The sequence below is a fragment of the Streptomyces sp. NPDC091271 genome (genome assembly GCF_044757505.1).
In the GTDB taxonomy this organism is placed as follows: Bacteria; Actinomycetota; Actinomycetes; order Streptomycetales; family Streptomycetaceae; genus Streptomyces.
On the sequence record NZ_JBIVVD010000004.1, the window covers coordinates 241,153 to 265,908 of the forward strand.

Genomic DNA, 24,756 nt, shown 5'->3' on the forward strand with positions numbered 1-24,756 from the left:
GATCTGTACATCACCACCCGCCGCACCCCGCCCCGAGAACGAAGCCGCGGAACCTGCCGAAGGCTGTGAGGCTGTGAGACGGAACTCGCGATGATTGCGGACGGGTGCAGTTTCCCGGTTTGACGTTCGGGTGCCGGTTTCGGCGGTCTGTGTCATGGAGCTTCGGTGACGTGCTGGTTCCCCATACATTCAGGTCATGTCCGATCACTCGAAGTCTTCTCCACGTCCTGTCACTTCCTCCGGCCCCACTGAGCCGTCCGGCCTCTCCCGCCGTGGTGTTCTGCGCGCCGCGGCGGCTGCCGGAGCGTTAGGCCTCCCGCTCAGTGCCGCCATAGCCGGGGCCTCCCCGGCCGCGGCGGCGCCCGCCGTCGTTCCGAGCGCCGCACCCGAACTTCCCGCCGGACTCGTGCCCTACCGCTCTCCGTACATCAACTGGGCGGGCGAGATCACCCACAGCGGGCTGTGGGCCTGCGCGCCCCGCACCGGCCAGGATCTCGCCGACCTCGCCAACTGGGCCCATGCCAACGGCTGGCGGCTGCGTGCCCGGGGTAAGTCGCACAACTGGTCACCCTTGACGATCGTCCCGGCCACCGAGCCCGACGCGCAGGTCCTCCTGCTGGACACCACCGAGCATCTGACACACATGGAACTCACGACCCCGCCCGCCGGCGCCCCCGGCGCGGTGCGTGCGCAGGCCGGAGTGACCCTCGAAACGCTGATGGCCTTCCTCGCCGATCACGGATTGGGCGTCACCAACACTCCCGCACCGGGGGAGTTGACCCTGGGCGGCACACTGGCCATCGACGCCCACGGCACCAGCGTCCCCGCGGACGGCGAGTCCGCCCGCCCCGGCCACACCTACGGCAGCCTCAGCAACCTCGTCCTGTCCCTCACCGCTGTCGTCTGGGACTCCGCCCAGGACGCCTACGTGGTGAAGACCTTCCACCGAGGAACCGACGAGGAGTGCGAAGCCCTGGCCACCCACCTCGGGCGCGGCCTCATTGTGGAGGCCGAGATCCAGGCGGGCGAGGACATCCCGCTGCGCTGCCAGAGCCGCGTCGACCTCACCGCCGACGAACTGTTCGCAGCCCCGGGCAGCGCCCTCGCCGCCCGGGGAAACACCTTCGCGGACTTCATGGCCGCGTCGGGGCGGGTGGAGGCGATCTGGTTCGCCTTCACCGACCGTCCCTGGCTCAAGGTATGGAGCCTCAGCCCTGAGCGCCCGGTCACCTCCAGGCCGGTGCACGCCCCGTACAACTACCCGTTCAGCGACGTCGTCCCGACCCCGGTCGCCCGGCTGGCCGGGCTTCTCGTCGCAGGCTCCTGGTACCTCGCGCCGACGCTCGGCGCCGTGCAGTACACGGTGGCGGCGACCGGACTGACCGCCACCGTCGCGAAGGACCTGTGGGGCCCCTCGCACACCCTCCAGTTCTACTTGCGCCCCACAACACTTCGGGAGACCGCCAACGGGTACGGGATCCTTACCCGCCGCGCCGACGTCCAGCGCGTCGTCTCCGAGTTCGCCCGTTACTACCGGCAACAGCTGGCGGCCTGGGCCGCGGCGGGCAGATTCCCGATCAACGGGCAGGTGGAAATCCGAGTCAGCGGCCTCGACCAGCCCGAAGACTCCGCTGCGCCGGGTGCACGCCCGCCGCTGCTCTCCGTCATCCGCCCGCACCCCGACCACCCGGAGTACGACTGTGTGGTGTGGGTGGACGTGCTGACCCAGCCGACCTCACCCGGGGCCCACGAGTTCTACCGGGAACTGGAACGCTTCCTGATGAGTACCTTCGACGGCGGTTACGCGCTCGCGCGCGTCGAATGGTCCAAGGGCTGGGGCTATACAGATACGACAGCCTGGGCCGACGAGCAGATCATCGAGTCCACGGTGCCCGCTTCGTACGGAGCCGGGCAGTGGTCCGAAGCTGTCTCCATCCTGGACCGGCTCGATCCTCACCGGGTCTTCGGCAACAACTTCACGGATCAGCTGGTGCGCTAGGGCGGGTATTGGGTTGTTGTCAAGGATTGGTCCGTGTGAGGTCCTTGATCCAGATCATTGAGGCGCGAAGGTGGAGGCCGCGAGGTAGCTCTGAGGGGTCTTGTCGTAGCGGGTGGCTATGCCGCGCCACGCTTTCAGCTTCTTGATCAGGCGCTCGACGGTGTCTCGTTCCTTGTGAGGGTCGGCGTCGTGGCTGACGAGCCGGCCGCTTCTGCTGCCTTTCTTCTTCCGGTTGGCGGCCTGGTCCTTCTTCGCCGGGATGACTGCCTTGATGGGGCGTTTGCGCAGGTAGGCGGGGTTGCCGCGGGACGAGTAGGCCTTGCCCCCCGGCGACCGCGTCGGGCCGGGTGCGGGGGCGGCCGACGGGCCCGCGGACCCGTACTCTCTTGAGCACGGGGATGAACTGCGGGCTGTCCGCGGCCTGCCCCGTGGTCAGGACGGGCGCCAGTGGGCGGCACTTCCGGTCGGAGGCGAGGTGGACCTTGCTGGTCTGCCCGCCCCGTGAGCGTCCGAGCAGGGCGGCTTTCAACCGGAGTCCGTGCCGACGCCGGATACGTCATCGCCCTTCCCGCTCCGAATCGTTGTCGGCGTCCCGCCCGACTCGTCCTTCCGGGGCGCCCCATTTTGCCGGGCCTTCTCCAGGGCGGTGATGACGCCCCGGCCGAGGTGCATCCCGGCAGCGTCGTGGTGGGGCCGGGCGATGGTGGAGTCCACGCTGACCAGGGATAAGTCCACCTCACCCCGCTTCGCGGCTTTCGCGGTCAGGCCCTCCAGCAGGCCCTCGAAGACGCCGGCGTCCCGCCACTGCCGGAAACGGTATGGACGTTTGACCAGGCGCCGAACTCCTCCGGCATCTCCCGCCACTGCCCGCCCGTCCGAAACCGCCAGATCACGCCCTCGAACTGGTGCCGCAGCCGCTCCGGGTACGGCCCCTACGCGCCGATCGGCAGGTACGGGCCCAGGATCGCGAACCGATCTGTCGGCGGGCCGGCGGTCCGGGGCGACGAACTCCGAGTTCCCGGCGGTGCGGTAGGCCTCGCCGTCGTAGTGACCGTGATCCGGTGGGTGGAAGGCGACCGAGTGGTCCTCCCGGCGGACCTGTTGACATCCCCACCGCACCAGAGCGACTATGAAAATGCCATTTTCACTAGAGGTGCATGCACTCCCGTTCGAAGGAGAACGACCCGTGGAGAAGATCTGGGCAAACTCAGGCGACTCGCATTTCCTGGAGCCGGACGATCTGTGGCGCAGCAATCTGCCCAAGCATCTGGCCGACCTGATGCCCCGCGCCGAGAAGGACGCCGACGGCGCGTGGGAGACGGTGCACATCGACGGGATGTCGTTCCGCCGCAAACTGCCCACCATGGCGCAGCGGGAGTTCTACGAGGCGTCCAGCCGTGCGCCCGGCGCCCGTGACCTCAAGCTCCGGATGAAGGACCTCGACAACGAAGGCATCTGGGGTGAGCTCGTCTTCCCCTCGCTGGGCATGTGGAGCTCTTCCTTCCGTACGCCCGAGGCGCTGCGCGAGGCCCTGCGCGTGAGCAACGACTGGGCCTGGGACACCATCGAGAAGCCCTATCCGCGCCTGGTGGCCACCGCGCAGGTCTCCACCCTGGATGTGGGCGACGCGGTGCACGAACTCAAGCGCGTGGCCGAGATGGGCTACCGCGCGGTGTTCATGCCGACGACCCCGCATCCACTGCAGAAGGACTACAACCACGATGTGTGGGAGCCCTTCTGGGCGACCGCCGAAGAGGCCGGCATCGTCATCGCCTTCCACATCGGCACGGACCCGATCGACCTGGCCGACGGCGCCGCGGCAGGCGTGGTCTACCGCGGTCCCGGAGGCGCGGTGCTCAACTACACGGAGACCACCTACTCCGGTCAGCGCGCGGTGACCAAGATGGTCGCCTCCGGCGCCCTGGACCGTCACCCGGACCTCAAGGTCCTGGTCTCCGAAGGTGGTGCCACGTGGGTGCCGTTCGTCGCCGACCGTATCGAGGAGGGCTACCGGCAGCACGCGGCCATGGTGCGGCCCAAGCTCAAGCGCTCCCCGCGCGAGATCATCTACTCCCAGGTCTACGCGTCCTTCCAGCACGACCAGTCCGCGGTCGCAGCGGCGGCCTCGATGGGCTACAGGAATGTGATGTGGGGCAGCGACTACCCGCACATGGAAGGCACCTTCGGGCACACACAGGAGACCCTGCACGGGCTCTTCGACGGGGTCGACCCGAAGCTGCAGGAGCGGATCACGGTAGGTGCCTTCGCCGAGCTCTTCCCTGACGTCCCGGCACTGCCCAGCGCCACGGCCGCCTGAACGGGCCACACATCCGACAGGTGGTTGAAAGAACATGTCTGACAACGTGATGTACGACTCGCCGACGGAGTTCCTCCACGAGGTCGCCGGCGCCGGCGCCTGTGTGGCCCAGTCGGTGATCCCCCGCGACGACGGCACGTATGTGTGCGCCTGCTCCTGCGAGAACTGGAAGGTCACAGCCCCCGGCCGTGAGGAGGGCCTGGCCCTGGCCCGCCGGCACACCGGTTCGGTGGCCTGACCCAGCACCGGCCGGCCCCGCCCCGTCGTGGGTTGGGGCCGGCCGTGCGTCGGTTCCGCCCCGCCCAACGCAAGGAGGCGCCCATGGCGCTGATGCCCATCGAGCGCGGCAAGATCCGTGAATACGCTGTGGCCACGGAGAACGGCCGCCCGGAGTACCTGGACGATCCCCGGGCCTTCGTACCGCCGACGTTCCTGGCGACGGTGGTCTTCTGGGAACAGCTCACCGAGGCGGTACAAAGCCACCGTGCCGAGCGGGCCTTCACGGAGCTCGGTATCCAGCCCGACGTGCGCCGGCTGCTCTCGGCCGAGCAGGAGTACCTCTTCCACGGCCCGCCGCCCCGTGCCGGCGACCAGTTGCTCACCTCGCTCCGCTTCGACCGGGTCTCGGAGAAGTCGGGACGGCACGGGCGCATGCTGTTCGTGTACTTCACGGTCGAGTTCCACGACGCCACCGGCGCCCTGCGCGCCGAGTGCCGCTACACCTCGGCGTATCTCACGGGGGACGGGGGCGTGACGGGGAGGAACACCCGGGCGCCGTCCGGTGGCATCGGCCCGGCGCGCTCCGGCGCCGTCCGGGGCGCCCTCCCGCAACGCTGGTTCGGACCGGTCACGCTGACCGACATCGTGCGGTACCAGGGCGCCAGCGGCGACCTGAACCCCATGCATCACGACGACGATCTGGCCAGGTCCGCGGGGTACCCCGAAGCGTTCAGCGTGGGCATGCTGGGGGCCGGTTACCTGGCCACGTACTGCACCGACCGATACGCCCCCGACTCCGTACGCCGCTTCCGCAGCCGCTTCCGTGAACTGGTATGGCGGGGCGACCGGTTGCTGGCCACGGGGCGGGTGGCCGACGAGCGCACCGTGGATGGCGAACGGCGGGATGTCCTGGAACTGCGACTCACCACGGACACCGGTGCGGTCGCTGTCGAGGGCATCGCGGAGTTCGCGTCCGGCTGACGTACGGCCCGCAGCGGCGCGCGGCCCGCCACCGGAACTACCGGCAGCGGGCCGACCGCGTCGCGGCCCGGCGTCAGCCGACGATTCCGCGCTCCCTCAGGACGGACACAGCCGTGTCGTCGTAGCCGATCTCCCGCAGCACCTTGTCCGTGTGGTCGCCGGCGAGACACGCGCCGTTCGCACGCGTGGCCGACCGGGAGAAACGTACGGCGGGAGCCAGGCGCAGATGCTCGTCGAAGACGGGGCTGACCGTCGTCCGCGTGTATTCGTCGACCAGTTCCCGCTCCGTCTGGAGCAGGATCTCCGGCGCCGTCTCCCTCACGACGGCACAGCCCACGTCGACCGCTGTCAGCCGCTCCTCCCATCCGGCCGCCGGGCCCCCGGCGAAGATGCCCGCGAGCACCCCGGTGAGCTCCTCGTCATGGGCGGTCCGGCTCTCCGGCGTGGCGAACCGCTCGTCCTCGGCAAGGCCGGCCTCACCGGTGAGCACACCTGCCAGTGGTCCCCACTCGCCGGGCGCGGGAGCGGCCAGGAAGATCCAGCCGTCGGACGCCCGGTACATGCGGTACAGCGCGCTGAAGCCGCAGCCGTCCTCGTCGACGAGGGGACCCGCCGGACGGCCTTCGTAGTCGACCGTGCGGTCGATGAGGGCGAGCGACGTGGTGGCGAGCATGGTGGTGGTCATGCCCGTCAGCGGCCGCTTGCGGGCCCGTGCCAGCAGCCCCAGGAGCATCGCCGAGGCGACACCGAGCGCGGATATGCCGTCCGCCTGCAGGGACGGCTTGGCCGTGGCCGCGTTGAGCCTGATGGCACCGCTCTTGATCTCGGACAGGCTGCCGGTGGCTTCGGCGGCGTGCGGGGCGTCGGTGAGCGCGAGGCCCGTGGCGGCGCCGATCGAGGGGGCGTAGGCGGGGCGATGCCCGTAGGGCCCATCGGTGCCGTAGCCGGGGGCGCTGAGATAGACGAGGTCCGGATTGATCTTCTTCAACGTGGCCTCGTCGACGCCCGCACGCTCGGCGGCGCCCGCCCGGAAGGTCTGCAGCACCACGTCACAGCGAGCCGCCAGCTCGTGGACGATCTTCCGGCCCTCCTCGGTGCGCAGGTCCAGGCAGATGCTCTCCTTGCCCTGCATCACCTTGACGCCGCCGGCCTCCGGAAAGGCCATGACCCGGCGGATGGTGTCGCCTTCGAGGCTCTCCACCTTGATGACGCGGGCGCCCAGGTCGGTCAGGAGCGTCGAGCCGAAGGGCCCGGCGAACATCAGGCCGAACTCGAGCACGGTCAGCCCCTCCAGGGGCAGCTTCCCGCTGGGAGCCTGGGAAGCTGCCGGTGCCACGGGCCGGTCGTTCTCCCCGGCGCTCGCCCGGATCCGCTCCCCGTGCTCGTCGAGCCGGGGTGCCGGGCGCAGGCGGGTCAACGGACCGTCGGCCGTGTGGATGAGCGTGGACGGCTGACGGACCGTTCCGTGCTCGGGGTCGGTGACTTCGGCGACCCGGCCCTCGTGCACCAACTGGGGGTGGTTCAGAGCTTCCTCGCCCGCGCGGTACGGCTCGGCGGAGACGTTGGCGTTGGTCTCGAAGACGTGGGCCCACTCGTCGAAGGTGCGCTCGCCGACCTTACGGAGCATGATCTCCCAGAGTTCGGTGCGCCGTTCCTGGGACTCCAGCGCGGGCATCCCCTTCCACTTGGGGTCGGTCCACATCCCGCTGAGCCCGAGCTCCTCGATCATGGCCTTGAACAGGCGGGGCTCGGTCTGCGCGAACTGCAGCCAGCGTCCGTCCTTGGTGGGCGCCGCCAGCAGGGGGTAGATCAGCGGGGAAAGGACCTCGCCGTCATCGGTGAAGGCTTCCACGATGTCGTACGCGCCGGGCCAGCGGATGCCGACCAGTTCCGTGAACCAGGCCCAGGTGTCGATGGTCGTGGCTCCACGCACCAGGTCGGCTTCGACATGCTGGCCCCTGCCCGTGGATTCCCGTTCCAGCAGCGCGGTCAGGATGCCGTGCAGCGCTGTCTGCCCGGCACCCCAGGAGGCGAACGGCGCAGAGAGGAAAGCGGGCCCTTCGCGGCCTGTGATCGCCTTCTTCACGTTGAACATGCCGAGCTTGGCCATGACGACGCCCTCGTAACCCTTGATGTCCCGCCAGGGGCCGGTGGCGCCGAAGCCCGTGATCGAGGCGCTGACCAGCCGGGGGTTGAGTTCGGCCAGTGCCCCGGGGGCCAGGCCCAGCCGCTCGGCGGTGCCCGGACGGAAGGTGGTGACCAGGACGTCGGCCGAGGCCGCCAGGGAGCGGACCGCCGCCTGCCCCCCTTCGTCACGCAGATCCAGCACGACACTGCGCCGGCCGCGCCCGATGGCCGGCCAGCCGGGATGGGCGCGCAACGGGCTGCCTCCCGGGGGCTCCACCCCGATCACGTCAGCTCCCGCATCGGCGAGGAACTGCGTGGCGAAGGCCCCGGGGAGGGTGGTCGACAGGTCGACGACCGTAAGCCCCTCCAGTGGGCCGCTGGAACCTGGCTGCGCTTCAGCGCTGTGGTGCCCGAGGACTGCTTTGGACATGGTCCACCCCACACGGTGTCGAAAACGGGATTCTCGTTTGGAGTCTGGACACCCGCTCCGGAGAGCGTCAAGACTTCGGAGGCACTCATGGTTAACCTAGTTGAAACTTTATCTCCGTCCGGAAGGGCCGGAGCGGCCATTCGGGTGTGGTCAGTACGCCGCGCCGGCCAGAACCACCACATCCGCCAGCGACCGCAGTTGGTCGTTGAGATGCGTGCACGTGGAGATGCCGCGGAAGTCGGTACGGACCTCTTGGCGGATGTCGAGCAGGCTGCGCCCCACCAGCTGGCCGGCCGAGTCCGCCGCGGCCGGGCATTCCCGCCAGGGCAGCACGCGAGGGGTCGCGGACGCCTTCAGCACGCGCCAGCTGTCCGGCTCGACCACCGCGCGGACCTCGTACTCGTGGATGACGCTCTCGCGTCCGTCCTCGCCCACGTGGCTGTCGCGGAAGTAGGAATCCGCCGTGAGTGCTCCCTCCTCCGGGACGACGTCCAGTCGACGCACCCTCCGCATGCCATGTGGTGGCAGGGGTTCCAAGGCGTGCCAGGCTGGCGGATCGGCGGGATTGTCCAGCGAGGGCGCGGGCGGGCCGGTGACCACCGGGGCCCGGCCCCTGCGTCCGATCTCGATCATGATCGTGCCGCCGGAGCGGAATCCGGAGCACTGGTCCGGCCGGGGCCGGTACGACGAGCGAGCGCTGAGATCGATGTTCTGGTGCTCGGTGGCGGAACCCACCGAGTAACCCGAGACCAGGGCGGCGCCTGGCACGTCGTCCAGCAACAGGTGCAGCAGTGATCGCGCGTCCCGTTCCCGCGCCGCCACCTCGCCGAGCCTGGCCCGGAATCCGCCGGCCGCGGGCACGCCGATCAGCTCCTGGAGAGCGGGCAGTTGCGGGTCGGAGGCGACCCCGGTGACCTTCCGTCCGTCGAGAAAGGCCACGTCGAGCCGGGTGGTGGCCTCGGCCAGGACCTCCGCCCTGCCGTCGGGTCCTGTGCGCAGGTCGCGCCCCCGGCCGTACAGGACGAGCGGCCCGAGCACACCGTCCGGCCGGAGCATGGAGGTACTCGCGGTGCGGCGAACGGACCCCGGGGCGCGTGGTGGCGTCCCCGAGCCCGGATCGTGGGTGCCGTGCCGTGGGTCGAGCGGGCGGGTGCCGCTGGGAGTCACCGGTCCACCGCGGTGGCTTCCGCCGGGCGGAAGACCGGGAGCAGCCAGTCGTCGGAGATGGGGTGGAAGGCCACCTGGAGCTCCATCCCGATGGTCACGTCCTCCGGTGCGACGTCGATGACGTTGCTGACGAGCCGGGCGCCGGGCGCATCGGGAAGGTCGACCACGACCGGAACGAGGACGATGTCCTTCAGCCCCGGGAAGCCTCGCACCACCGAGAAGGAGAAGACGGTGGCCCGTCCCGAGAGCTCGACCCAGTTCACCTCCTGTGACTGGCACTCGGGGCAGAAGGGGGTGGGGGGCAGCCGGAAATGGCCGCAGGAGCCGCAGCTCGGCGCGGTCAGACGCTTCTCGCGGGCGGCTGTCCAGAACGGTTCGGTGTGGCTGTCGGTGGTGATGTGGACATACTCGGAGGGGAGCGCCTGGGCGGACACGATGCCGGTACTCATGCGTCACGCCCCAGGATCAGACCGCTGGTGGGGATGGCGGCCGGGCCGCCTGTGGCCAGCGCCAGTTCGGCGCCCGCCACCTGGTTCACAGCCGTGCCGCGCATCTGCTCGACCGCCTCCATGATGTGGGTCATTCCGATGATGTACGCCTCCGAGAGCTGCCCGCCGTGGGTGTTGACGGGGAGCGAACCGCCCTTGTAGCGGATCGCTCCGCTCTCCACGAACGCCCCGCCTTCGCCCTTGGGGCAGAAGCCGTAGTCCTCCAGCTGCATGAGGACCATCGGGGAGAAGTGGTCGTAGAGCAGCGCGACGTCGATGTCGGAGGGCGTGACGCCCGCCTTCGCGTAGAGCCGCTTGGCGACCGCGGCGTGTCCGGACGAGGCGAAGGTCTCCTCCGGCATGCCCATCCAGCCGAAGGCGCGGCCCCAGTCACGGTGGCCGCCGTGGGCGGCCGCCACGACCGGGACCGGCTTCTGGCGCAGATCGCGGGCGCGCTCGAGGCTGGTGGTGATCACGGCGACCGCGCCGTCGGTCTCCAGACAGAAGTCGTAGAGACAGAGCGGCTCGGCGATCATCCGCGCGTTGAAGTAGTCGTCCGGGGTGAGCGGCTCACGCATGAGGGCATTGGGACGGTTGGCCGCGTTCTCCCGCTGGGAGAGGGCGATCTCGGCGAACGCCTCACGCCGAGTGCCGTACATGTGCATGTGGCGGCGGGCCAGCACGGACATCAGGTGGCCGGGGCCGACGAGGCCGGACGGCTGGAGGAACGCCTTCTCGGGCGTCGGCGGGACCCTGCCGAACACGGTTCCCAGCCGCCGGTCGGCGGGCTGTTGCAGTGCCATCACGGTGACCACCGTGGTGGCGTCGCCCGCGACGATGGCCGCGCGGGCGAGCCCGATGGAGCCGGCGGCGCCGCCACCGCCCGAGGTCAGCGTGGCGGTGAAGGTGACCTCGGGGATGCCCAGGGTCTCCATGAAGCTGGCGGTGTCCATGCCCGCCCCGTAGCCGGCGCCCGCACCGGAGTAGTAGGCGAAGCCGTCGATGTCCTTGACCGACAGACCGGCATCCGCGCAGGCGGCGAGGATCGCCTTGCCGGCGAGTTCGTCGATGGTCTGGGGGTGGGACCGGCCTCGGCGGTAGTAGGGCGTCGCGCCGATGCCGACGATCGCCGTGTCGGGTGTCCGCGTGGCCATCAGGCACCACGTCCCGAGCGCCTCACAGTATTCGCCACTGCTGTCTCCTTCACCGGGGGAGTACCCCCTTGAAGTAAATGACCTAGTTATCTAGGTCGGAGATTAGTTCCTCGGATACCCCCGGGCAATACCCGTGCCCGTGCCACCTGCGGTGCCATCCGGCTACGACGTCCGCGGGACCGGCCGGAAGGTGCGCCGAGAGGGATGTGAGGCCGGGATCGCGGACAGCAGCTCACGGGTGTACTCGTGGGCCGGCCTCTCGAACAGCTCCCGGGTGGTGGCGCACTCGACGATCCGGCCCTGACGCATCACGGCCACCCGGTCCGCGATGACCCGCACCAAGGACATGTCGTGCGAGATGAACAGGTACGCCAGGCCTCGTTCCCGCTGCAGTTCCCGCAGCAGGTTGATCACGTGCGAGCGTATCGACATGTCGAGCGCCGCGACCGGTTCGTCGCACACCATCACCTCGGGGCCGGTGGACAGGGCGCGCGCAATGGCCACCCGCTGGAGCTGGCCGCCGGACATCTCGTACGGATAGCGGTCCAGATAGTGCGGCGCGAGTCCCACCCGGTCCATCAGCGCCGATATCGTCTCCTCCCGCTCGTCGCGGGACGTGCCTCCCTGGGCGAGCAGCGGCTCCGCCACCGAGTAGCGGATCAGCGCCTTCGGATCGAGGGACTTGTACGGGTCCTGGAAGATCATGGTGGCCCGTGCCCGGATGGCCTTGAGCTCCTTGCGGCCCAGACCCATGATGTCCTGGCCGAGCACGCTGATCCGGCCCGAGTCCGGCTGGATCAGCCGCAGCGCGAGCCGGCCCACCGTCGACTTCCCGGCACCGGACTCACCGACGAGAGCCACCGTCTCACCCGGCGCCACGGCGATGTCCAAGCCACGTACGGCATCCACCGTGCGCACGACCCGCCCCAGGGCGTTGCGTTCGGCCGGGTAGGACTTCGCCAGCCCTTGGATCTCCAGGGCCGGCTGCGGCCCCGGCACGTCGCCCGCGGTGTTCCTTGCTTCCGCGGGGCGGTTTTCCTCAGTCATAGAACGCGTCCCCCAGCTCGATCTCTCCGGTTCTGGCGCATCGCACGGAGTGGTCCGGCCCTGTCTGCCGCAGCGGCACGACGTGCTGCGAGCACTCCTCGACGGCGTACGGGCAGCGCGGCGCGAAGCGGCAGGCCTGCGGGAACTCGTGCGGCGGCGGCACCCGTCCGGGGATGACCGCCATGCGCTCCGCGTGCCGCACGGGGTCCGGCATGGCGTGCAGCAGCCCCGCCGTGTAGGGGTGGCCCGGCGCGTCGAACAACTGCGTGACCGGGGCCTCCTCGACGATGCGCCCGGCGTACATGACGGCCGCGCGGTCACACACCTCGGCCACGACACCGAGGTCATGGGTGATCAGCAGCACGCCGAGCCCTAGCTGTTGCTGGATGTCGTGGATCAGGGACAGCACCTGACGCTGCACCGTGACGTCCAGAGCGGTGGTCGGCTCGTCGGCGATGAGCACCTTCGGGTCGCAGGCCAGGGCCATCGCGAGCATGACCCGCTGACACATGCCTCCGCTGAACTCGTGCGGGTGGTTGTGCGCCCGCCGGCCCGGGTCGGGGATGCCGACCAGGTCGAGGAGTTCGACCGCCCGTGCCCAGGCCTCCTTGCGACTCGCGCCACGGTGTCGGCGGACCGATTCGGCCACCTGTTCACCGACGGTGAAGACCGGATTGAGGCTGCGGCGCGGCTCCTGGAAGATCATCGCCATCTCGACGCCGCGTACCCGGTCCAGCTCCTTCTCGGGAAGAGACATGATGTCCCGGCCACCGAGCCGCACCGCACCGCTGATCCGGGCGTTGTCCGGGAGCAGCCGCATGACGGCCAGTGAGGTGACGGTCTTGCCGGAGCCGGACTCGCCCACCAGCCCGACGGTCTCTCCGGCGTGCACGGCGAGATTCACGCCGTCCACGATCCCGGTCCAGCCGTGCTCGGTCCTGATCCGGACCGACAGGTCGCGGACATCCAGCACCAGGGTGCCTCGGCCCGTCGGCGGTCGCTGCTGTGCTGTCATCGTCATCACTTGCTCCCGCTCTGTCGGCCGACCGCGTCGCGCAGACTGTCTCCGAGCAGTGACAGCACCAGAATCGTGAGCACGATCAGGGCCGCGGGCGGCAGGATCATCCAGCTGGTCCGCGCCAGGTTGTCGAAGCCCTCCTTGACCATGGACCCCCAGCTCGCGGTGGGCGGCTGGGCCCCCAGGCCCAGGAAGCTCAGCCCCGACTCGGCCACGACGGCCACGGCCACGCCGAAGGAGATCTGGATCAGCAGCGGCGACAGGATGTTCGGCAGCACATGGCGCAGGAGGATACGGACCGGTCCTGCTCCGGAGGCGCGTGCGGCCTCCGCGAAGTCCTCGTGGACGATCTCCTGGGTGCTGACCCGCACCATCCGGAAGAACCGTGGCAGCAGCAGCACACCCAGCGCGATCATGGCATTGGTCAGGGACGGGCCGAGAGCACCGACGATGGCCACCGCGAACAGCAGCGGCGGAAGGGACAGCAGGACGTCGGCGATCCTGCTCAGTACGGAGTCGACCCAGCCACCGGCATAACCGGCGATCAGCCCGAGCACGGTGCCCGTGACCAGACCGAGGACCACGGCCAGCGATGACGAGGTGATGGCCACCCAGGTGGCGACCATCAGCCTGCTGAGCACATCGCGACCCAGGTTGTCGGTGCCCAGCAGATGCTCGGAGGAGGGCCCCTGGAGGCGGCCCAACAGGTCCTGGTCCGCGGGATCCTGCGGCGTCCAGACCTGGGACAGTGCCCCGGCCAGGAGGATCAGGACCAGCACGCCCAGGCAGACCAGTCCGGAACGGTCCCGGCGGAAACGGCGCATGGCGCGGCCCGGGCGGTAGGTGACGATGCCGGCCGACGACCGCTTGCGAACCGGTGGCTGGTGCGGGGTAACCGTGGTTGTCATCGTGTCCGAATCCTCGGGTTGAGATAGCCGTAACTGATGTCGACCAGGAGATTGACCACGAGCACGATCAGGCCGCTGATCAGGACCACGCCCTGCATGGTGGGCAGGTCGCGGGTGAGTACGGACGTGACTCCGAGCTGTCCGAAACCCTGGAGGTTGAAAATGGCCTCGACGATCACCGCGGCGCCGACGATCCGGCCCACGTTCAGTCCCAGGATCGTGATGTAGGGGACCGCCGCGTTCTTGGCGGCGTGCTTGCCCACGGTCCGCCAACGGCCGAGCCCCTTGGCCTTGGCCGTACGGACGTAGTCCTCCTCCAAGGTGTCCACCAGCGATCCGCGGGCCTGGCGGGTCAGTTCGGCGAGGCTGATGGTGGCGATGGCGATGGCCGGCAGGGTGGCGAACCTCAGCCACTCGGAGACGCTCTCGCTCATCGGCACGTAGCCGGTCGGCGGCAGTATCCGCAGGCCGCCGAGAGCCAGGTAGTTCACCAGCAGCGCCGCGAGCACGAACGGCGGGACGGCCAGGAGGAAGACGGAACTCCCGGTCACGAAACGGTCGGTGAAGCGGCCGCGCCGCAGGGCGGCCAGCAGGCCGAAGGGGATGCTCAGCACGACGGAGATGAGGAGCGCGTACGCCGAGATGGTGGCGGTGCGCGGCAGCCTGCGCGCGATGACCTCACTGACGGGCTCGTCGGTCAGGTACGACGTGCCCAGGTCACCCTGGAGGAGGCTCGTGAGGTAGGAGAAGTAGCGTTCGTAGAGGGGGCGGTCCAGTCCCAGTTCCTGCCGGAGCCCCGCGACCGACTCCGGCGATGCCTCGGGTCCGGCGATGATCGCGGCCGGGTCGCCCGGGGCGATCTCCACCAGGGCGAAGACGACGACGGTGAGCAGGAACAGCATCGGGATGAGTGTGGCCACCCGGGTAGCGATGAAGCGCAGCATGCACGGGCCTTTCAACGGGATGCGAGGGCGGGGTGCTGCTACTCGGCGGCCTTGGCGACGTAACGCAGGTCGTACGGCCCGAAGGTGGTGCTGTAGTCCATGTCCTCGGTGAAGTTCAGGACCTTTTCGCTCATCACCCAGGGGTAGTTGATCCAGGCGACGGGGGCCGACCAGGCCTGCTCGACGAGGAAACGGTTGAGCTTCCGGTAGCGCTCGTCGCGCTCCTCGGCGCTCAGCCGGCTGTCGGAGGCGGCCGCGTACATCCGGTCGAACTCCGGTGTGGTGCCGGCGGGGTTCATCTGCGGCGGGTACCAGCGGGCACTGACACCCGCCCCGAAGTCGGTACCGGTCTGCACGTAGTGCAGGAGAAGCGGCACCTTGCCACCGGCGAACTGGGTGACCGCCTCGGCGTAGTCGACCAGCACGGGGGTGACCTTGATGCCGGCCTCGCCGAGCTGCTCCTGGATCACATCCCCGAGGCCCGGCGGATTGGAAGCGGGGACGAGCATTTCGCCCAGGTCCACGCCCTCCGGGTGGCCCGCCTCGGCCAGCAGCTTCCTGGCCTTGCCCAGATCCCGCTCGTAGCTGCCTTCCAGCCCGGGATCGTAGCCGTTGAGCGAGCTGCGGGTGTGCTGGTAGGCGGGGACGGACCCGGGGAAGATGGCGTCGGTGATGGCTTTGCGGTCATAGGCGTAGTTGACCGCTCGGCGTACCCCGAGGTCCTTGAGCGCCCCGGAGCTCCGGTTGAACAGGAGCTGCATCCCGGTTCCGTGCTCCACACGCACGGTCTTGAGGCCGCCGCGTCCCTCCAGGCCGAGAACGTTGTGAGGCAGGAGGGACCCGAGGTCGATCTGGCCGCCGGCGAGAGCGTTGGAGAAGGCCTGGAAGTCCGAGACGGTCCGGTGCTCGATCCTCTCGACGCGAGCGGCCTTCTCGTCCCAGTAGTCGTCCCGGTCACGTTCGAGAACGATGCGCTCGCCGGGGAGCCACTTCACGATGCGGTAGGCGCCCGACCCCTCGGCCTTCTTGGAGGGATCACCGTTCTTGATCAGATCCGGATGGAGAATGAAGCCGGACACCTCGGAGAGGATGTTCGGCACGGTGGCACTGGGCCGCTCAAGGGTGAGCGCCACCTCGTAGTCCTTCACCACGTCCACGCGTGAGACGACGGCCATGCGCTTCTTGACGACCGGGCTGTCCAGGGTGCGGGCCCGGTCCAGGCTGGTCTTGACGGCGGAGGCGTCCAGCGGAGTGCCGTCGCGGAAGGTCACGTCCTCGCGGAGCTTCAACGTGAGCGTCCGGCCGCCCTTCCCGTACGCCCAGTCCTTGACGAGCATCCCCTTCACCTCGCCCCGGGCGTCGACGGTGAAGAGCCGGTCGTAGACCGAGGCGAGGCCGTAACGGAACGTCAGGATCTCGCTCTGTGCCATGTGCGGGTCGATCGAGGTGAGGCCCTGGGTCCATCCCACCCGCAGGGTGGCCGAGGGGTCCGGCGGGCCGGGGTCCTGACGGGCCCGGTCGGCGGCACCTCCGCAGCCGCTCGCCAGGACGATCCCGGCGGCAAGGAAAAGCCTGGTCCACCAGTGGTGTCGTCTCTTCACAGCAGGTCCTCTCTCCGGGGCCCGCAGGGGCCTGTCGGCCTCGCGGAGGCCATCCGGTTCTCGGCCGCACGCGGCTCTGCCGCGTGTTCAGCTGCTGGGGCATTCCCGGATCACGAAGCGTCCGGAAGACACGACACACTGTGGTCGGATGCGCTGGAGACGGTCAAGATGTATTCACTAACTGATTTAATTGACTGTTCTCTATGTGGGGGATCCTCGTCGGACATGACGGAAGAGAGCCTCCTGGGCGAAGCTCGCCACCAGGCGTCCCGAGGTGTCGAAGACGGACCCCGTGTACCAGCCGCGCCCGCCCGCGGCGCTGTGCGGGACGACCTCCGTCAGGGTCCAGTCGTCCATGCGGACGGGACGGTGGAACCAGACGGCGTGGTCCAGGCTCGCCGAGGCCCGTGCGTCGTCGTCCTCGATCGCGTGGAGACCGCTGGAGATGTCCGACAGGTAGGTCAGCACGCAGGCCTGCATCAGCTGGCCGTCCTCGGCCGAAGAGGCCGTGGATCGTGCCCAGAACCGCATGGGCACGATCTCGTGCGGCCTGCGCACCCCGCTGCTACGGCCCTCCATGGAGAACAGCCGGGGGAGGGTGAAGGGGGCGCATTCCTCGGGGGAGGGGAACGGCCTGGCCTTCGTGACCTGCTCGTCGGGACCCTCCTGTGCCGCGTGGAAGGACGCCGACAGCGTGAAGATGGCCTTGCCGTCCTGGACGGCGACCACCCTGCGCGCCGAGTACGAGCGGCCGTCGCGGTCGCGGTGGACCTGGAAGACGGTGGGGCGCGAGGCGTCGCCGGGCCGGAGGAAGTAGCTGTGCAGGGAATGCGGAAGCCGGTCCGGTGGGACTGTCAGGCCGGCCGCCCTGAGCGCCTGGGCCGCCACTTGGCCGCCGTAGAGCGCGTAGTGGTCGGTGAACAGCAACCGGGAGCGGTAGAGATCGGTCTCGACCTCCTCCAGGTCCAGCAGGTCCTTCAGCGGGTCACCGGGATGACCGTCGAGCTCCGGGGCCGGTACGAAGGTGAAGGACGCGCGGCTCACGCTCCGACCTCCTTGAGTGTGGCGATGTCGGCGACCCGGCGCTCGTGCGTGGGGGCCAGCGGCTTGGCGTTGAGGGTGGTGACGCCGGTCGCCGCGAAGGCCTCGACCCGCTCCTTGATCCAGTTCTTCGGCCCGATCATCGACACCCCGTCCACCAGGGCGTCGGGCACGGCGGCGGCGGCCTCGTCCTTGCGGCCGTCGAGGAAGAGGTCCTGGATGGTGTCGGCGGCGTCCTCGAAGCCGTAGCGGCGAGCCAGGTCGTTGTAGAAGTTCTTCCCCCGGGCGCCCATGCCGCCGACGTAGAGGGCGAGATGCTCGCGGACCTGCTGCATCGCCGCCTCCCGGTCCTCGTCGTTCTCCGTGACCGCTACATGCGTGTCGACGACGATCTGCAGGGGGCCGAGTGTGGCGTCGCGGCGGGAGAGCCCGGCTTCGAGAGCGTCCCCGAAGGCGTCCTCGGCACCCTCGGGGTAGTAGAAGATGGGCTCCCAGCCCTCGAACAGCTCGGCCGCCAGGGCGACGTTCTTCGGTCCGAGCGCGGCCAGCACCATGGGCACGCGCTCACGCACGGGGTGGTTGATCAGTTTGAGCGGCTTGCCCACGCCCGAACCGCCCTGCTCCTTCGTCAGCGGGAGGTGGTAGAGCGGACCGTCGTGGACCACGCGCTCCCTGCGCCACACCGCACGGCAGATGCTCGCGACCTCCCGGGTCCGGGCGAGGGGTGCGTGATACGGCAAGCCGTGGAAACCCTCGACCACTTGCGGACCGGAGGCGCCCAGCCCGAGGACGAAGCGTCCCCCGGAGACGTAGTCCAGGCCGGCCGCGGTCATCGCGAGCAGCGCAGGTGTGCGTGAGTAGATGTTGAGGATGCCGGCCGCGATCTCCACCGTGGTGGTGCGCGCGGCCAGGAACCCCAGCTGGCTGACGGAGTCGAAGCTGTAGGCCTCCGGGACGTGTACGACGTCCAGCCCGGCCCGTTCGTAGTCGACGAGCTGCTCGACCGTCTCGGTGAACCCTCCGCTGTAAGCCATGGGCATGCCGATCCGCATGTGCGCCGTCCTCTCTTGTTCAGACCAGGCGGCGCTCTCGCCGCCGAGGCTCTATCGTATTACTGTTTTAACTTAGATCCCATGAGTAGAGGTTCGCGCCCGGGGAGGGGTGTGCGGAGCGCTTCGTGTGTGCGCGGGTGTCGGTCGGGTGCCCGTGGCGCTGAACCCTTGCTCGCTCACCTTAATCAGTTATATCTTTGATCTACATTCTAGGAGGTGGCTCATGGGGGCTCGCAGTCGTCTTGCCGAACTGCTGAGCAAGGCACCGGCGGAAGCCCAGGCCGTGGAGTTCGAGGATGCTTGGTGGACCTGGGGTGCGCTCGCTTCACTCGCACGCCGGCTCGACCGGAAACTCGACGGCGCGTCGATGGGCGAGGGCTCTCGCGTCGGCCTGGTCCTGGAGAACCGGCCGGAGCACGTGGGCGCGCTCATCGCGATCCTGGCCACCGGCCGGTGCGTGGTGACCCTGAGCCCGCTCCAGCCGCCCGAGCGGCTGGCCGCGGACATCGCCCGCAGCGGTGCCCCCGTCGTCATCGGCTCGCCGGACGTGCTCAACCGTCCCGGGGTGCTCGACGCGGTCACCGGCACGGGGCTCGCGCTCCGGCTCGGTCCCGACGGCACCGTCGAGGAGGCCGGCGGCACCGCTCCGCGGGGATCCGGGCAGGCGCCCGGCGTCACCATCGAGATGCTGACGTCGGGCACGACCGGACCGCCCAAGCGGGTACGGCTGAACGACACGCAGTTCGACGCCGCGATCCACTCCAGCGGTCAGGTCCCCAAGGAAGGCGTCCTGCTGCGCAGGGGGCTCAGTGTGGTCTCCACGCCACTGGTGCACATCGGCGGACTCTGGGGCGCGGTGTCCGCGCTGCACGCGGGCCGGCGCATCGCGCTGCTGCCCCGCTTCACCCTGGACCCCTGGGTCCGCGTCATCGAACGTCACCGGCCACCGGCCGCCGGCCTGGTCCCGGCCGCCCTGCGTACCGTGCTGGACGCGGGTGTGGAGCCGGAGAAGCTGTCCAGCCTGAGGGTCATCACCTGTGGTACGGCGTTCTGCCCGCCGGAGCTGGCCGAACGCTTCTTCCGTACGTACGGCGCCCGGGTCCTGATGACCTACGGGGCCACCGAGTTCGCCGGAGCCGTCGCCACCTGGACGCTGCCCATGCACGAGAAGTGGTGGGACAGCAAGGCGGGCAGCGCGGGCCGTACCGTGCCCGGAGTGGAGATGCGGGCCGTGGACACGGACGGCGTCCCGCTGCCCGACGGGCAGACCGGAAACCTGGAAGTCCGCACCGTGCAGTCCTCCCTGGGCGGCGACGTGTGGACCCGCACGAGCGACCTGGGCCACGTCGACACCGACGGCTTCGTCTGGATCGAGGGCCGCGCGGACGACGCCATCATCCGAGGCGGCTTCAAGGTCCAGCCCGACCAGGTGCGCAAGGCGCTGGAGCGTCACCCGGCAGTGCAGGAGGCCGCTGTCGCGGGCCTCCCCGACGCCCGTCTGGGACACGTGCCGGTGGCAGCCGTCGAGCTCAGGGCCGGAGCGCAGCGACCGCCGGCAGCCGAACTCGTCGCCTGCTGCAGGGAATCGCTCACGCCCTACGAAGTGCCGGTGCACATCGTCATCGCCGACGAACTGCCGCGGACACCCTCGTCCAAGGTGAGCAGGGTCGAACTGCTGGAACTGGTCAAGGAATCCATCGAAGCGAAGGAGCTTCTGTGAAACCACGAGTCGGACAGACACTCTCCTCCACCGTCGACGACACGACCGTCATCGTGGTGCGTGCTCCCCTGACGGAAGTGACGATCACCTGCGGCGGCGCCGAGATGGCGGACCCGAAGAGCGGAGCCGCGCCCGGCACCGCCGACTCCGCACAGATGGACGGCACGCAACTCGGCAAACGCTACGCCGATGACGAGCTCGGCATCGAGCTGCTCTGCACGAAGCCGGGCAAGGGCAGCCTCGCCGTCGACGGCAACCCCCTCCCGGTCAAGGGCGCCAAGGCGCTCCCCGCATCCGACTGACCCGGTCGCCGGACAGGAGCCACCCGCATGAATGTGACGATGCTGCTCGACATGGCCGTCGAGGGCTTCGGCGACCGCGTGGTCGTCGGGCGCCACGAGGACGGCCTCACCGCGGCCGGGCTCCGGGACCGCGCAGCCGCCGGGGCGGCCGCGATCCGGGCGGCCGACGCGGACGCCGTGATCTACCTGGACGTCAACGGCCCGGCGTTCCCGGTCGCGCTCTTCGCGGCCGCTCGCGCCGGCGTTCCGCTGGTCCCGGTCAACTACCGACTCGGCAGGGAACAACTGGACTCCCTGCTCGCCAACCATCCCAAGGCCCTGGGCATCGCCGCACCCGAACAGGCCGACGCCCTGGAGCGGGCCGGCATTCCGGCGCGTACCCCCGCGGAGTGGCTGGAGTCCACCGCCGGCGGCGCCGCCTTCGACGGCGACGCGCAGGACGACGAGGGCGCGGCCGTGGTCATCTACACCAGCGGCACCACGTCGGAACCCAAGGGCGTCCTGCTGCGCCATCACAACCTGGTCTCCTACGTCCTGGGATCGGTGGAGTTCGCCGGGGCGGAGGCCGAGGAAGCCGCACTGGTCAGTGTCCCGCCGTACCACATCGCCGCGGTCGCCAACGTCCTGACGAATCTCTACGCGGGCCGCCGAACCGTCGTACTGGAGCGGTTCACGCCCCAGCAGTGGCTGGAGACGGTCCGCGAGCAGGGCATCACCAACGCGATGGTCGTCCCGACCATGCTGGCCCGGATCGTCGAGGCCGGCCAGGGAACACCGCTGCCCGGCCTCCGGTCCCTGGCCTACGGGGGCGCGCCCATGCCGGCCCCCGTCATCGAACGCGCCCTGCGGAACTGGCCGGACGTCGGCTTCGTCAATGCCTACGGACTGACCGAGACCAGCTCCACCATCGCCGTCCTCGGCCCCGAGGACCACCGTACGGCGCTGGCGAGTGACGACCCCGCCGTGCGAGCCAGGCTCGGTTCGGTCGGCCGCGTCCTTCCCGCTGTCGAGGTCCAGGTCCGCGGTCCCGACGGCGAACCGGCGGCACCCGGCGAGACCGGCTTCATCTGCGTACGGGGTGAGCAGGTGTCGGCCGAGTACGCGGGTGCCGGCCGTCTCACGGACGAGCAGGGGTGGTTCGACACCCGCGACCAGGGTCACATGGACGAGGACGGCTATCTCTTCGTCGGCGGCCGGGTCGACGACACCATCATCCGGGGCGCGGAGAACATCGCCCCGGCGGAGATCGAGGACGTCCTGCTGCGTCATCCGTCGGTCCTGGACGCCGTCGTGGTGGGTGTGCCGGACGACGAGTGGGGGCAGCGGATCGAGGCAGCCGTCGTCATCCGGCCGGGCAGCGATGTGGAGGGCGAGGAACTGCGCGACTTCGTACGCGGGACGCTGCGCGGCAGCAAGACCCCGGACCGAGTCGCGTGCTGGGAGGAGCTGCCCAGGACGCCGACGGGCAAGCTCATACGCCGGCATGTGGTCAGCCGGCTGGCCGCGGACTCCCGGGTCTTTTGACGCCCCGTACGTCCGGCGGAGCCCCGGCCGTCCGGCGCATGCGAGCGGCCGGACGTACGACGACGGCGGCTCCTGTGCACGGTGTGTGACCACCGTGTACAGGAGCCGCCGTCGTCGTACTCCGGGCCGGAGCGTGTCAGGCCCTTGCGGGCGCCGCCTCCGCGCGGTCCGCGAGAAGCAGCGCGCACAGGCGCTCCCGGTGCTCCGCGGAGCCCCCGTAAAGGAGCTCGTCGGTCTTCACGCGCCTGAGGAGGAGATGCAGATCGTGCTCCCAGGTGAAGCCGATCCCGCCGTGGGTCTGCAGCGCCTCGCCCGCGACCTGGCTCATACCCTGCGAAGCGAAGGACTTGGCCACCGAGGCCGCCCGTGACGAACCGGGATCGCCCGCGTCCCACGCCATAGCGGCGTAGTGCACCGCCGCCCGGGCGGCGTGGACCTGCATCAGCATGGTGGCGCACTTGTGCTTGACGGCCTGGAAGCTGCCGATGGCACGGCCGAACTGCCGGCGCACCTTGACGTAGTCGACGGTCATGTCCAGCAGCGCATCGGCTGCTCCGAGGGCGTCGGCGGCCGTCAGTGTGATCGCGGCGTCGTACAGCGCCCGTACGCCGGCGGGACCACCGCTCTGCAGTCCGTCCGCGGGAACCCGCACACGCTCCAGACGCACTTCGTGGAAGGCCCTGGTCTCATCGATGACCTGCTGCCTGCGGACGGAGACACCAGCGGTGCCGGCCTCGACGACGAAGGAAGCGGGCCGGTCGTCCAGAAGGGCCGTGACTAGAAGCCAGCCGGCCGCTCCGGCGTCCTGCACGGAGGTCTTGCGGCCGTCGAGCACATAGGCGTCGCCGTCCTTGACCGCCGTGGTGGTCAACGTGTCGGGGGTGCACCCGCCGCCGGGTTCGGCGAAGGCCCAGGCGGCGGACGCGGACCCGTCGGCCAGGGCCGGCAGGATGCGGGAGCACACGGCGGCCGAGCCGCCACGGGCCAGCGCGAGCCCGACCAGGGAGCTGGGCACGAAGGGCCCCGGCGCCGCGGCCCGGCCGAGCTCCTCGGCCACCACACACAGCTCGGCCAGCCCTTGGCCGGCTCCACCCTGTTCCTCGGGCAGCACGAGTCCCGGCCAGCCGAGCTCAGCGCCGAGACGCCACAACTCGCCGTCCTCGGCGAAGATGTCGCCGCCCATCGCCCTTACCTGCTCGGGGGTGGCGTGACTCTTCAGTGCGCTCCGGGAGACGTCCCGGAGCATCACCTGCTCCTCGCTCGGCTCAAAATCCACTGCACTCGCCTTTCCGTCCCGAGATCATCCCCCTATGGTATAACTGATTTACCGTTGTTGTGGGAATGCTTTTCACCGGATCGAATGAGACGGAGGCCTGTGGTGCGGCTCGAAACCTCTCCGGAGCTGGATGCCTTCCGGGACCGTGTGCGTGCCTTCATCGCGGAGCGCGCGCCGGGCGTCAAGCACCGTACCGGCGTACGGGCGCCCGAGCCGGAACAGATCCCCGCCATCCGGAGCTGGACGGCCGCTCTCTTCGAGGCGGGCTACCTGGGTGCGGACTGGCCGCAGGAGTACGGGGGCCGGCCGGACGCCAGTCTCGAACAGGCCTTCGTGGTCGCTGAGGAGATCGCCCGCGCCCGCACCTGGGACCCGATCGGCGCGGGGCCGCTGGCCGCCAACGCCCTCATCGAATTCGGCACCGATGCGCAGAAGCAGCGCTTCCTTCCCCGCATCCGTTCAGCCGAGCACATCTGGTGCCAGCTCTTCAGCGAGCCGGGCGCCGGCAGCGACCTGGCCGGCCTGGCCACCCGCGCCCGCCGGGAGGGCGACGAGTACGTCATCGACGGCCAGAAGGTCTGGACGACCAACGGACAGTACGCCGACATGGGCTACCTTCTGGCCCGTACCGACCCCGACGCCCCGAAGCACCGCGGGATCACCGCCTTCGCGCTCGACATGAACACCCCCGGGGTCGATGTCCGCCCACTGCGCGAGATCACCGGTACCGAGGACTTCAACGAAGTCTTCCTCGACCAGGTCCGTGTTCCGGCGGACTGCGTCATCGGTGAGGTGAACGACGGCTGGCGGGTCGCCAACTCCAGTCTCGGTCACGAGCGCAGCGGCGTCGCCGCGCGAGGCGCGGATCTGCTGCGCCAGCTGGACGACCTGCTGGAGCTGGCGGACGGCGCGCGGTTCGCGGGCCGCCCCGCGCTCCAGGACGGCGCGGTGCGCCAGCGACTGGGAGCCCTGGCCACCGACATCCATGTCGCGGACCTGATGAGCAAGGCCGCACAGTCCCGCATGGTGCACGGTACGGAGGACCCCGCGGACGCCCCGCTGGTGAAGATCTTCTTCAGCGAGACCAATCTCGCCGCCGCCGAGACCGGCGTCGCTCTCCAGGGCCCGGACGGTGTTCTCGTCGAGGGTGACCCCGGGGCGGCCGACAACGGCTGGTGGCAGGACGCCTTTCTGTATGCCCGGGCCTACACCATCGCCGGCGGCGCCAACGAGGTGCTGCGCAACGTGGTGGCCGAACGCGCCCTCGGCCTGCCCCGAGAGCCGCGCTGAACCCGCCACGCCGCGGCGGTCCGCCTGGTTTGCGGACCCGGCGGGCCCCCCCGGGGGGGGGCCCCGCGGCCGGGCCACGCCACAACCGCCCCCGGCCCCCTGTCACCCCCGGGCAAAACACGCCCGGGCCATGGGCGGTGGGTGGGGATAA

General features: G+C 69.9%; 20 protein-coding genes and 2 pseudogenes. 8 read left to right on the forward strand and 14 right to left on the reverse strand.

Going from position 1 to position 24,756, the window contains the following annotated elements:
- Positions 1 to 196 precede the first annotated feature (196 nt).
- Positions 197 to 1,999, forward strand: coding sequence for a cholesterol oxidase substrate-binding domain-containing protein (locus ACIQM3_RS17650; RefSeq protein ID WP_401624801.1), 1,803 nt, complete (start codon positions 197 to 199; stop codon positions 1,997 to 1,999).
- Between the two features lie 19 nt (positions 2,000 to 2,018).
- On the opposite strand, the pseudogene ACIQM3_RS17655 reads toward ACIQM3_RS17650, so the two are convergent.
- Together ACIQM3_RS17655 and ACIQM3_RS17660 are read right to left on the reverse strand one after the other, a co-directional pair.
- Positions 2,019 to 2,552, reverse strand: a pseudogene (locus tag ACIQM3_RS17655) (IS5 family transposase); the annotation flags it as partial.
- A 70-nt stretch (positions 2,553 to 2,622) separates the two neighbouring features.
- Positions 2,623 to 2,964: pseudogene (locus ACIQM3_RS17660) on the reverse strand (transposase); the annotation flags it as partial.
- Positions 2,965 to 3,185: 221 nt separating this feature from the next.
- On the opposite strand from ACIQM3_RS17660, the gene ACIQM3_RS17665 reads away from it, so the two are divergent.
- The 3 genes from ACIQM3_RS17665 (at position 3,186) to ACIQM3_RS17675 (ending at position 5,516) form a co-directional block, all read left to right on the forward strand.
- Positions 3,186 to 4,316 carry an amidohydrolase family protein gene (locus ACIQM3_RS17665; RefSeq protein ID WP_401624803.1) on the forward strand — a complete coding sequence of 377 codons (1,131 nt, stop codon included), beginning with the start codon at positions 3,186 to 3,188 and terminating at the stop codon, positions 4,314 to 4,316.
- A 34-nt stretch (positions 4,317 to 4,350) separates the two neighbouring features.
- Positions 4,351 to 4,554 carry a hypothetical protein gene (locus ACIQM3_RS17670; protein ID WP_401624805.1) on the forward strand — a complete coding sequence of 68 codons (204 nt, stop codon included), beginning with the start codon at positions 4,351 to 4,353 and terminating at the stop codon, positions 4,552 to 4,554.
- A gap of 83 nt (positions 4,555 to 4,637) precedes the next feature.
- Complete coding sequence (locus ACIQM3_RS17675) at positions 4,638 to 5,516, forward strand: MaoC family dehydratase N-terminal domain-containing protein (protein ID WP_401624807.1); 879 nt, start codon at positions 4,638 to 4,640, stop codon at positions 5,514 to 5,516.
- 73 nt (positions 5,517 to 5,589) lie between these two features.
- Here ACIQM3_RS17675 and ACIQM3_RS17680 read toward each other — a convergent pair whose 3' ends face one another.
- From ACIQM3_RS17680 to ACIQM3_RS17730, 11 genes are all read right to left on the reverse strand, one after another.
- A complete protein-coding gene (locus tag ACIQM3_RS17680; protein ID WP_401624809.1) occupies positions 5,590 to 8,073 on the reverse strand; it encodes a CaiB/BaiF CoA transferase family protein in 2,484 nt (827 codons plus the stop codon).
- Between the two features lie 150 nt (positions 8,074 to 8,223).
- On the reverse strand, positions 8,224 to 9,129 hold the full coding sequence (locus tag ACIQM3_RS17685; RefSeq protein ID WP_401624810.1) for a DUF2889 domain-containing protein: 906 nt from the start codon (positions 9,127 to 9,129) through the stop codon (positions 8,224 to 8,226).
- A gap of 107 nt (positions 9,130 to 9,236) precedes the next feature.
- Positions 9,237 to 9,689: a Zn-ribbon domain-containing OB-fold protein gene (locus tag ACIQM3_RS17690; RefSeq protein WP_401624812.1), complete on the reverse strand. Its 453-nt coding sequence runs from the start codon at positions 9,687 to 9,689 to the stop codon at positions 9,237 to 9,239.
- Positions 9,686 to 10,882: a thiolase C-terminal domain-containing protein gene (locus ACIQM3_RS17695; RefSeq protein WP_401624814.1), complete on the reverse strand. Its 1,197-nt coding sequence runs from the start codon at positions 10,880 to 10,882 to the stop codon at positions 9,686 to 9,688. Before ACIQM3_RS17695 ends, ACIQM3_RS17690 begins: the two co-directional genes overlap by 4 nt.
- 162 nt (positions 10,883 to 11,044) lie before the next feature.
- Complete coding sequence (locus tag ACIQM3_RS17700) at positions 11,045 to 11,929, reverse strand: ATP-binding cassette domain-containing protein (RefSeq protein ID WP_401624816.1); 885 nt, start codon at positions 11,927 to 11,929, stop codon at positions 11,045 to 11,047.
- The gene (locus ACIQM3_RS17705) at positions 11,922 to 12,950 is read right to left on the reverse strand and encodes an ABC transporter ATP-binding protein (protein ID WP_401624818.1); all 1,029 of its coding nucleotides are present in this window, start codon (positions 12,948 to 12,950) and stop codon (positions 11,922 to 11,924) included. Before ACIQM3_RS17705 ends, ACIQM3_RS17700 begins: the two co-directional genes overlap by 8 nt.
- Positions 12,950 to 13,855: an ABC transporter permease gene (locus ACIQM3_RS17710; protein WP_401624820.1), complete on the reverse strand. Its 906-nt coding sequence runs from the start codon at positions 13,853 to 13,855 to the stop codon at positions 12,950 to 12,952. Before ACIQM3_RS17710 ends, ACIQM3_RS17705 begins: the two co-directional genes overlap by 1 nt.
- The gene (locus ACIQM3_RS17715; RefSeq protein ID WP_401624822.1) at positions 13,852 to 14,799 is read right to left on the reverse strand and encodes an ABC transporter permease; all 948 of its coding nucleotides are present in this window, start codon (positions 14,797 to 14,799) and stop codon (positions 13,852 to 13,854) included. Before ACIQM3_RS17715 ends, ACIQM3_RS17710 begins: the two co-directional genes overlap by 4 nt.
- Before the next feature lie 38 nt (positions 14,800 to 14,837).
- Positions 14,838 to 16,400, reverse strand: a complete 1,563-nt coding sequence (locus ACIQM3_RS17720) for an ABC transporter substrate-binding protein (RefSeq protein WP_401624824.1) — start codon at positions 16,398 to 16,400, stop codon at positions 14,838 to 14,840.
- 201 nt (positions 16,401 to 16,601) lie between these two features.
- Entirely contained in the window at positions 16,602 to 17,444 is an 843-nt protein-coding gene (locus tag ACIQM3_RS17725; RefSeq protein ID WP_401624826.1) for an acyl-CoA thioesterase, read from the reverse strand.
- Positions 17,441 to 18,493 carry an LLM class F420-dependent oxidoreductase gene (locus tag ACIQM3_RS17730; protein ID WP_401624828.1) on the reverse strand — a complete coding sequence of 351 codons (1,053 nt, stop codon included), beginning with the start codon at positions 18,491 to 18,493 and terminating at the stop codon, positions 17,441 to 17,443. Before ACIQM3_RS17730 ends, ACIQM3_RS17725 begins: the two co-directional genes overlap by 4 nt.
- 223 nt (positions 18,494 to 18,716) lie before the next feature.
- Between ACIQM3_RS17730 and ACIQM3_RS17735 the strand changes: the two genes are divergently transcribed.
- Genes ACIQM3_RS17735 through ACIQM3_RS17745 form a run of 3 tightly spaced genes read left to right on the forward strand, consistent with a single transcriptional unit; the run spans position 18,717 to position 22,039 of the window.
- Positions 18,717 to 20,213 (forward strand): class I adenylate-forming enzyme family protein, encoded by a 1,497-nt coding sequence (locus ACIQM3_RS17735; RefSeq protein ID WP_401624830.1) that lies wholly within the window; start codon positions 18,717 to 18,719, stop codon positions 20,211 to 20,213.
- Positions 20,210 to 20,515, forward strand: coding sequence for a hypothetical protein (locus tag ACIQM3_RS17740; protein WP_401624832.1), 306 nt, complete (start codon positions 20,210 to 20,212; stop codon positions 20,513 to 20,515). Before ACIQM3_RS17735 ends, ACIQM3_RS17740 begins: the two co-directional genes overlap by 4 nt.
- A gap of 27 nt (positions 20,516 to 20,542) precedes the next feature.
- Positions 20,543 to 22,039 carry a class I adenylate-forming enzyme family protein gene (locus ACIQM3_RS17745; RefSeq protein ID WP_401624834.1) on the forward strand — a complete coding sequence of 499 codons (1,497 nt, stop codon included), beginning with the start codon at positions 20,543 to 20,545 and terminating at the stop codon, positions 22,037 to 22,039.
- 136 nt (positions 22,040 to 22,175) lie between these two features.
- Here ACIQM3_RS17745 and ACIQM3_RS17750 read toward each other — a convergent pair whose 3' ends face one another.
- A complete protein-coding gene (locus tag ACIQM3_RS17750) occupies positions 22,176 to 23,315 on the reverse strand; it encodes an acyl-CoA dehydrogenase family protein (RefSeq protein ID WP_401624836.1) in 1,140 nt (379 codons plus the stop codon).
- A gap of 102 nt (positions 23,316 to 23,417) precedes the next feature.
- On the opposite strand from ACIQM3_RS17750, the gene ACIQM3_RS17755 reads away from it, so the two are divergent.
- Entirely contained in the window at positions 23,418 to 24,605 is a 1,188-nt protein-coding gene (locus ACIQM3_RS17755) for an acyl-CoA dehydrogenase family protein (RefSeq protein WP_401624838.1), read from the forward strand.
- Positions 24,606 to 24,756 lie beyond the last annotated feature (151 nt).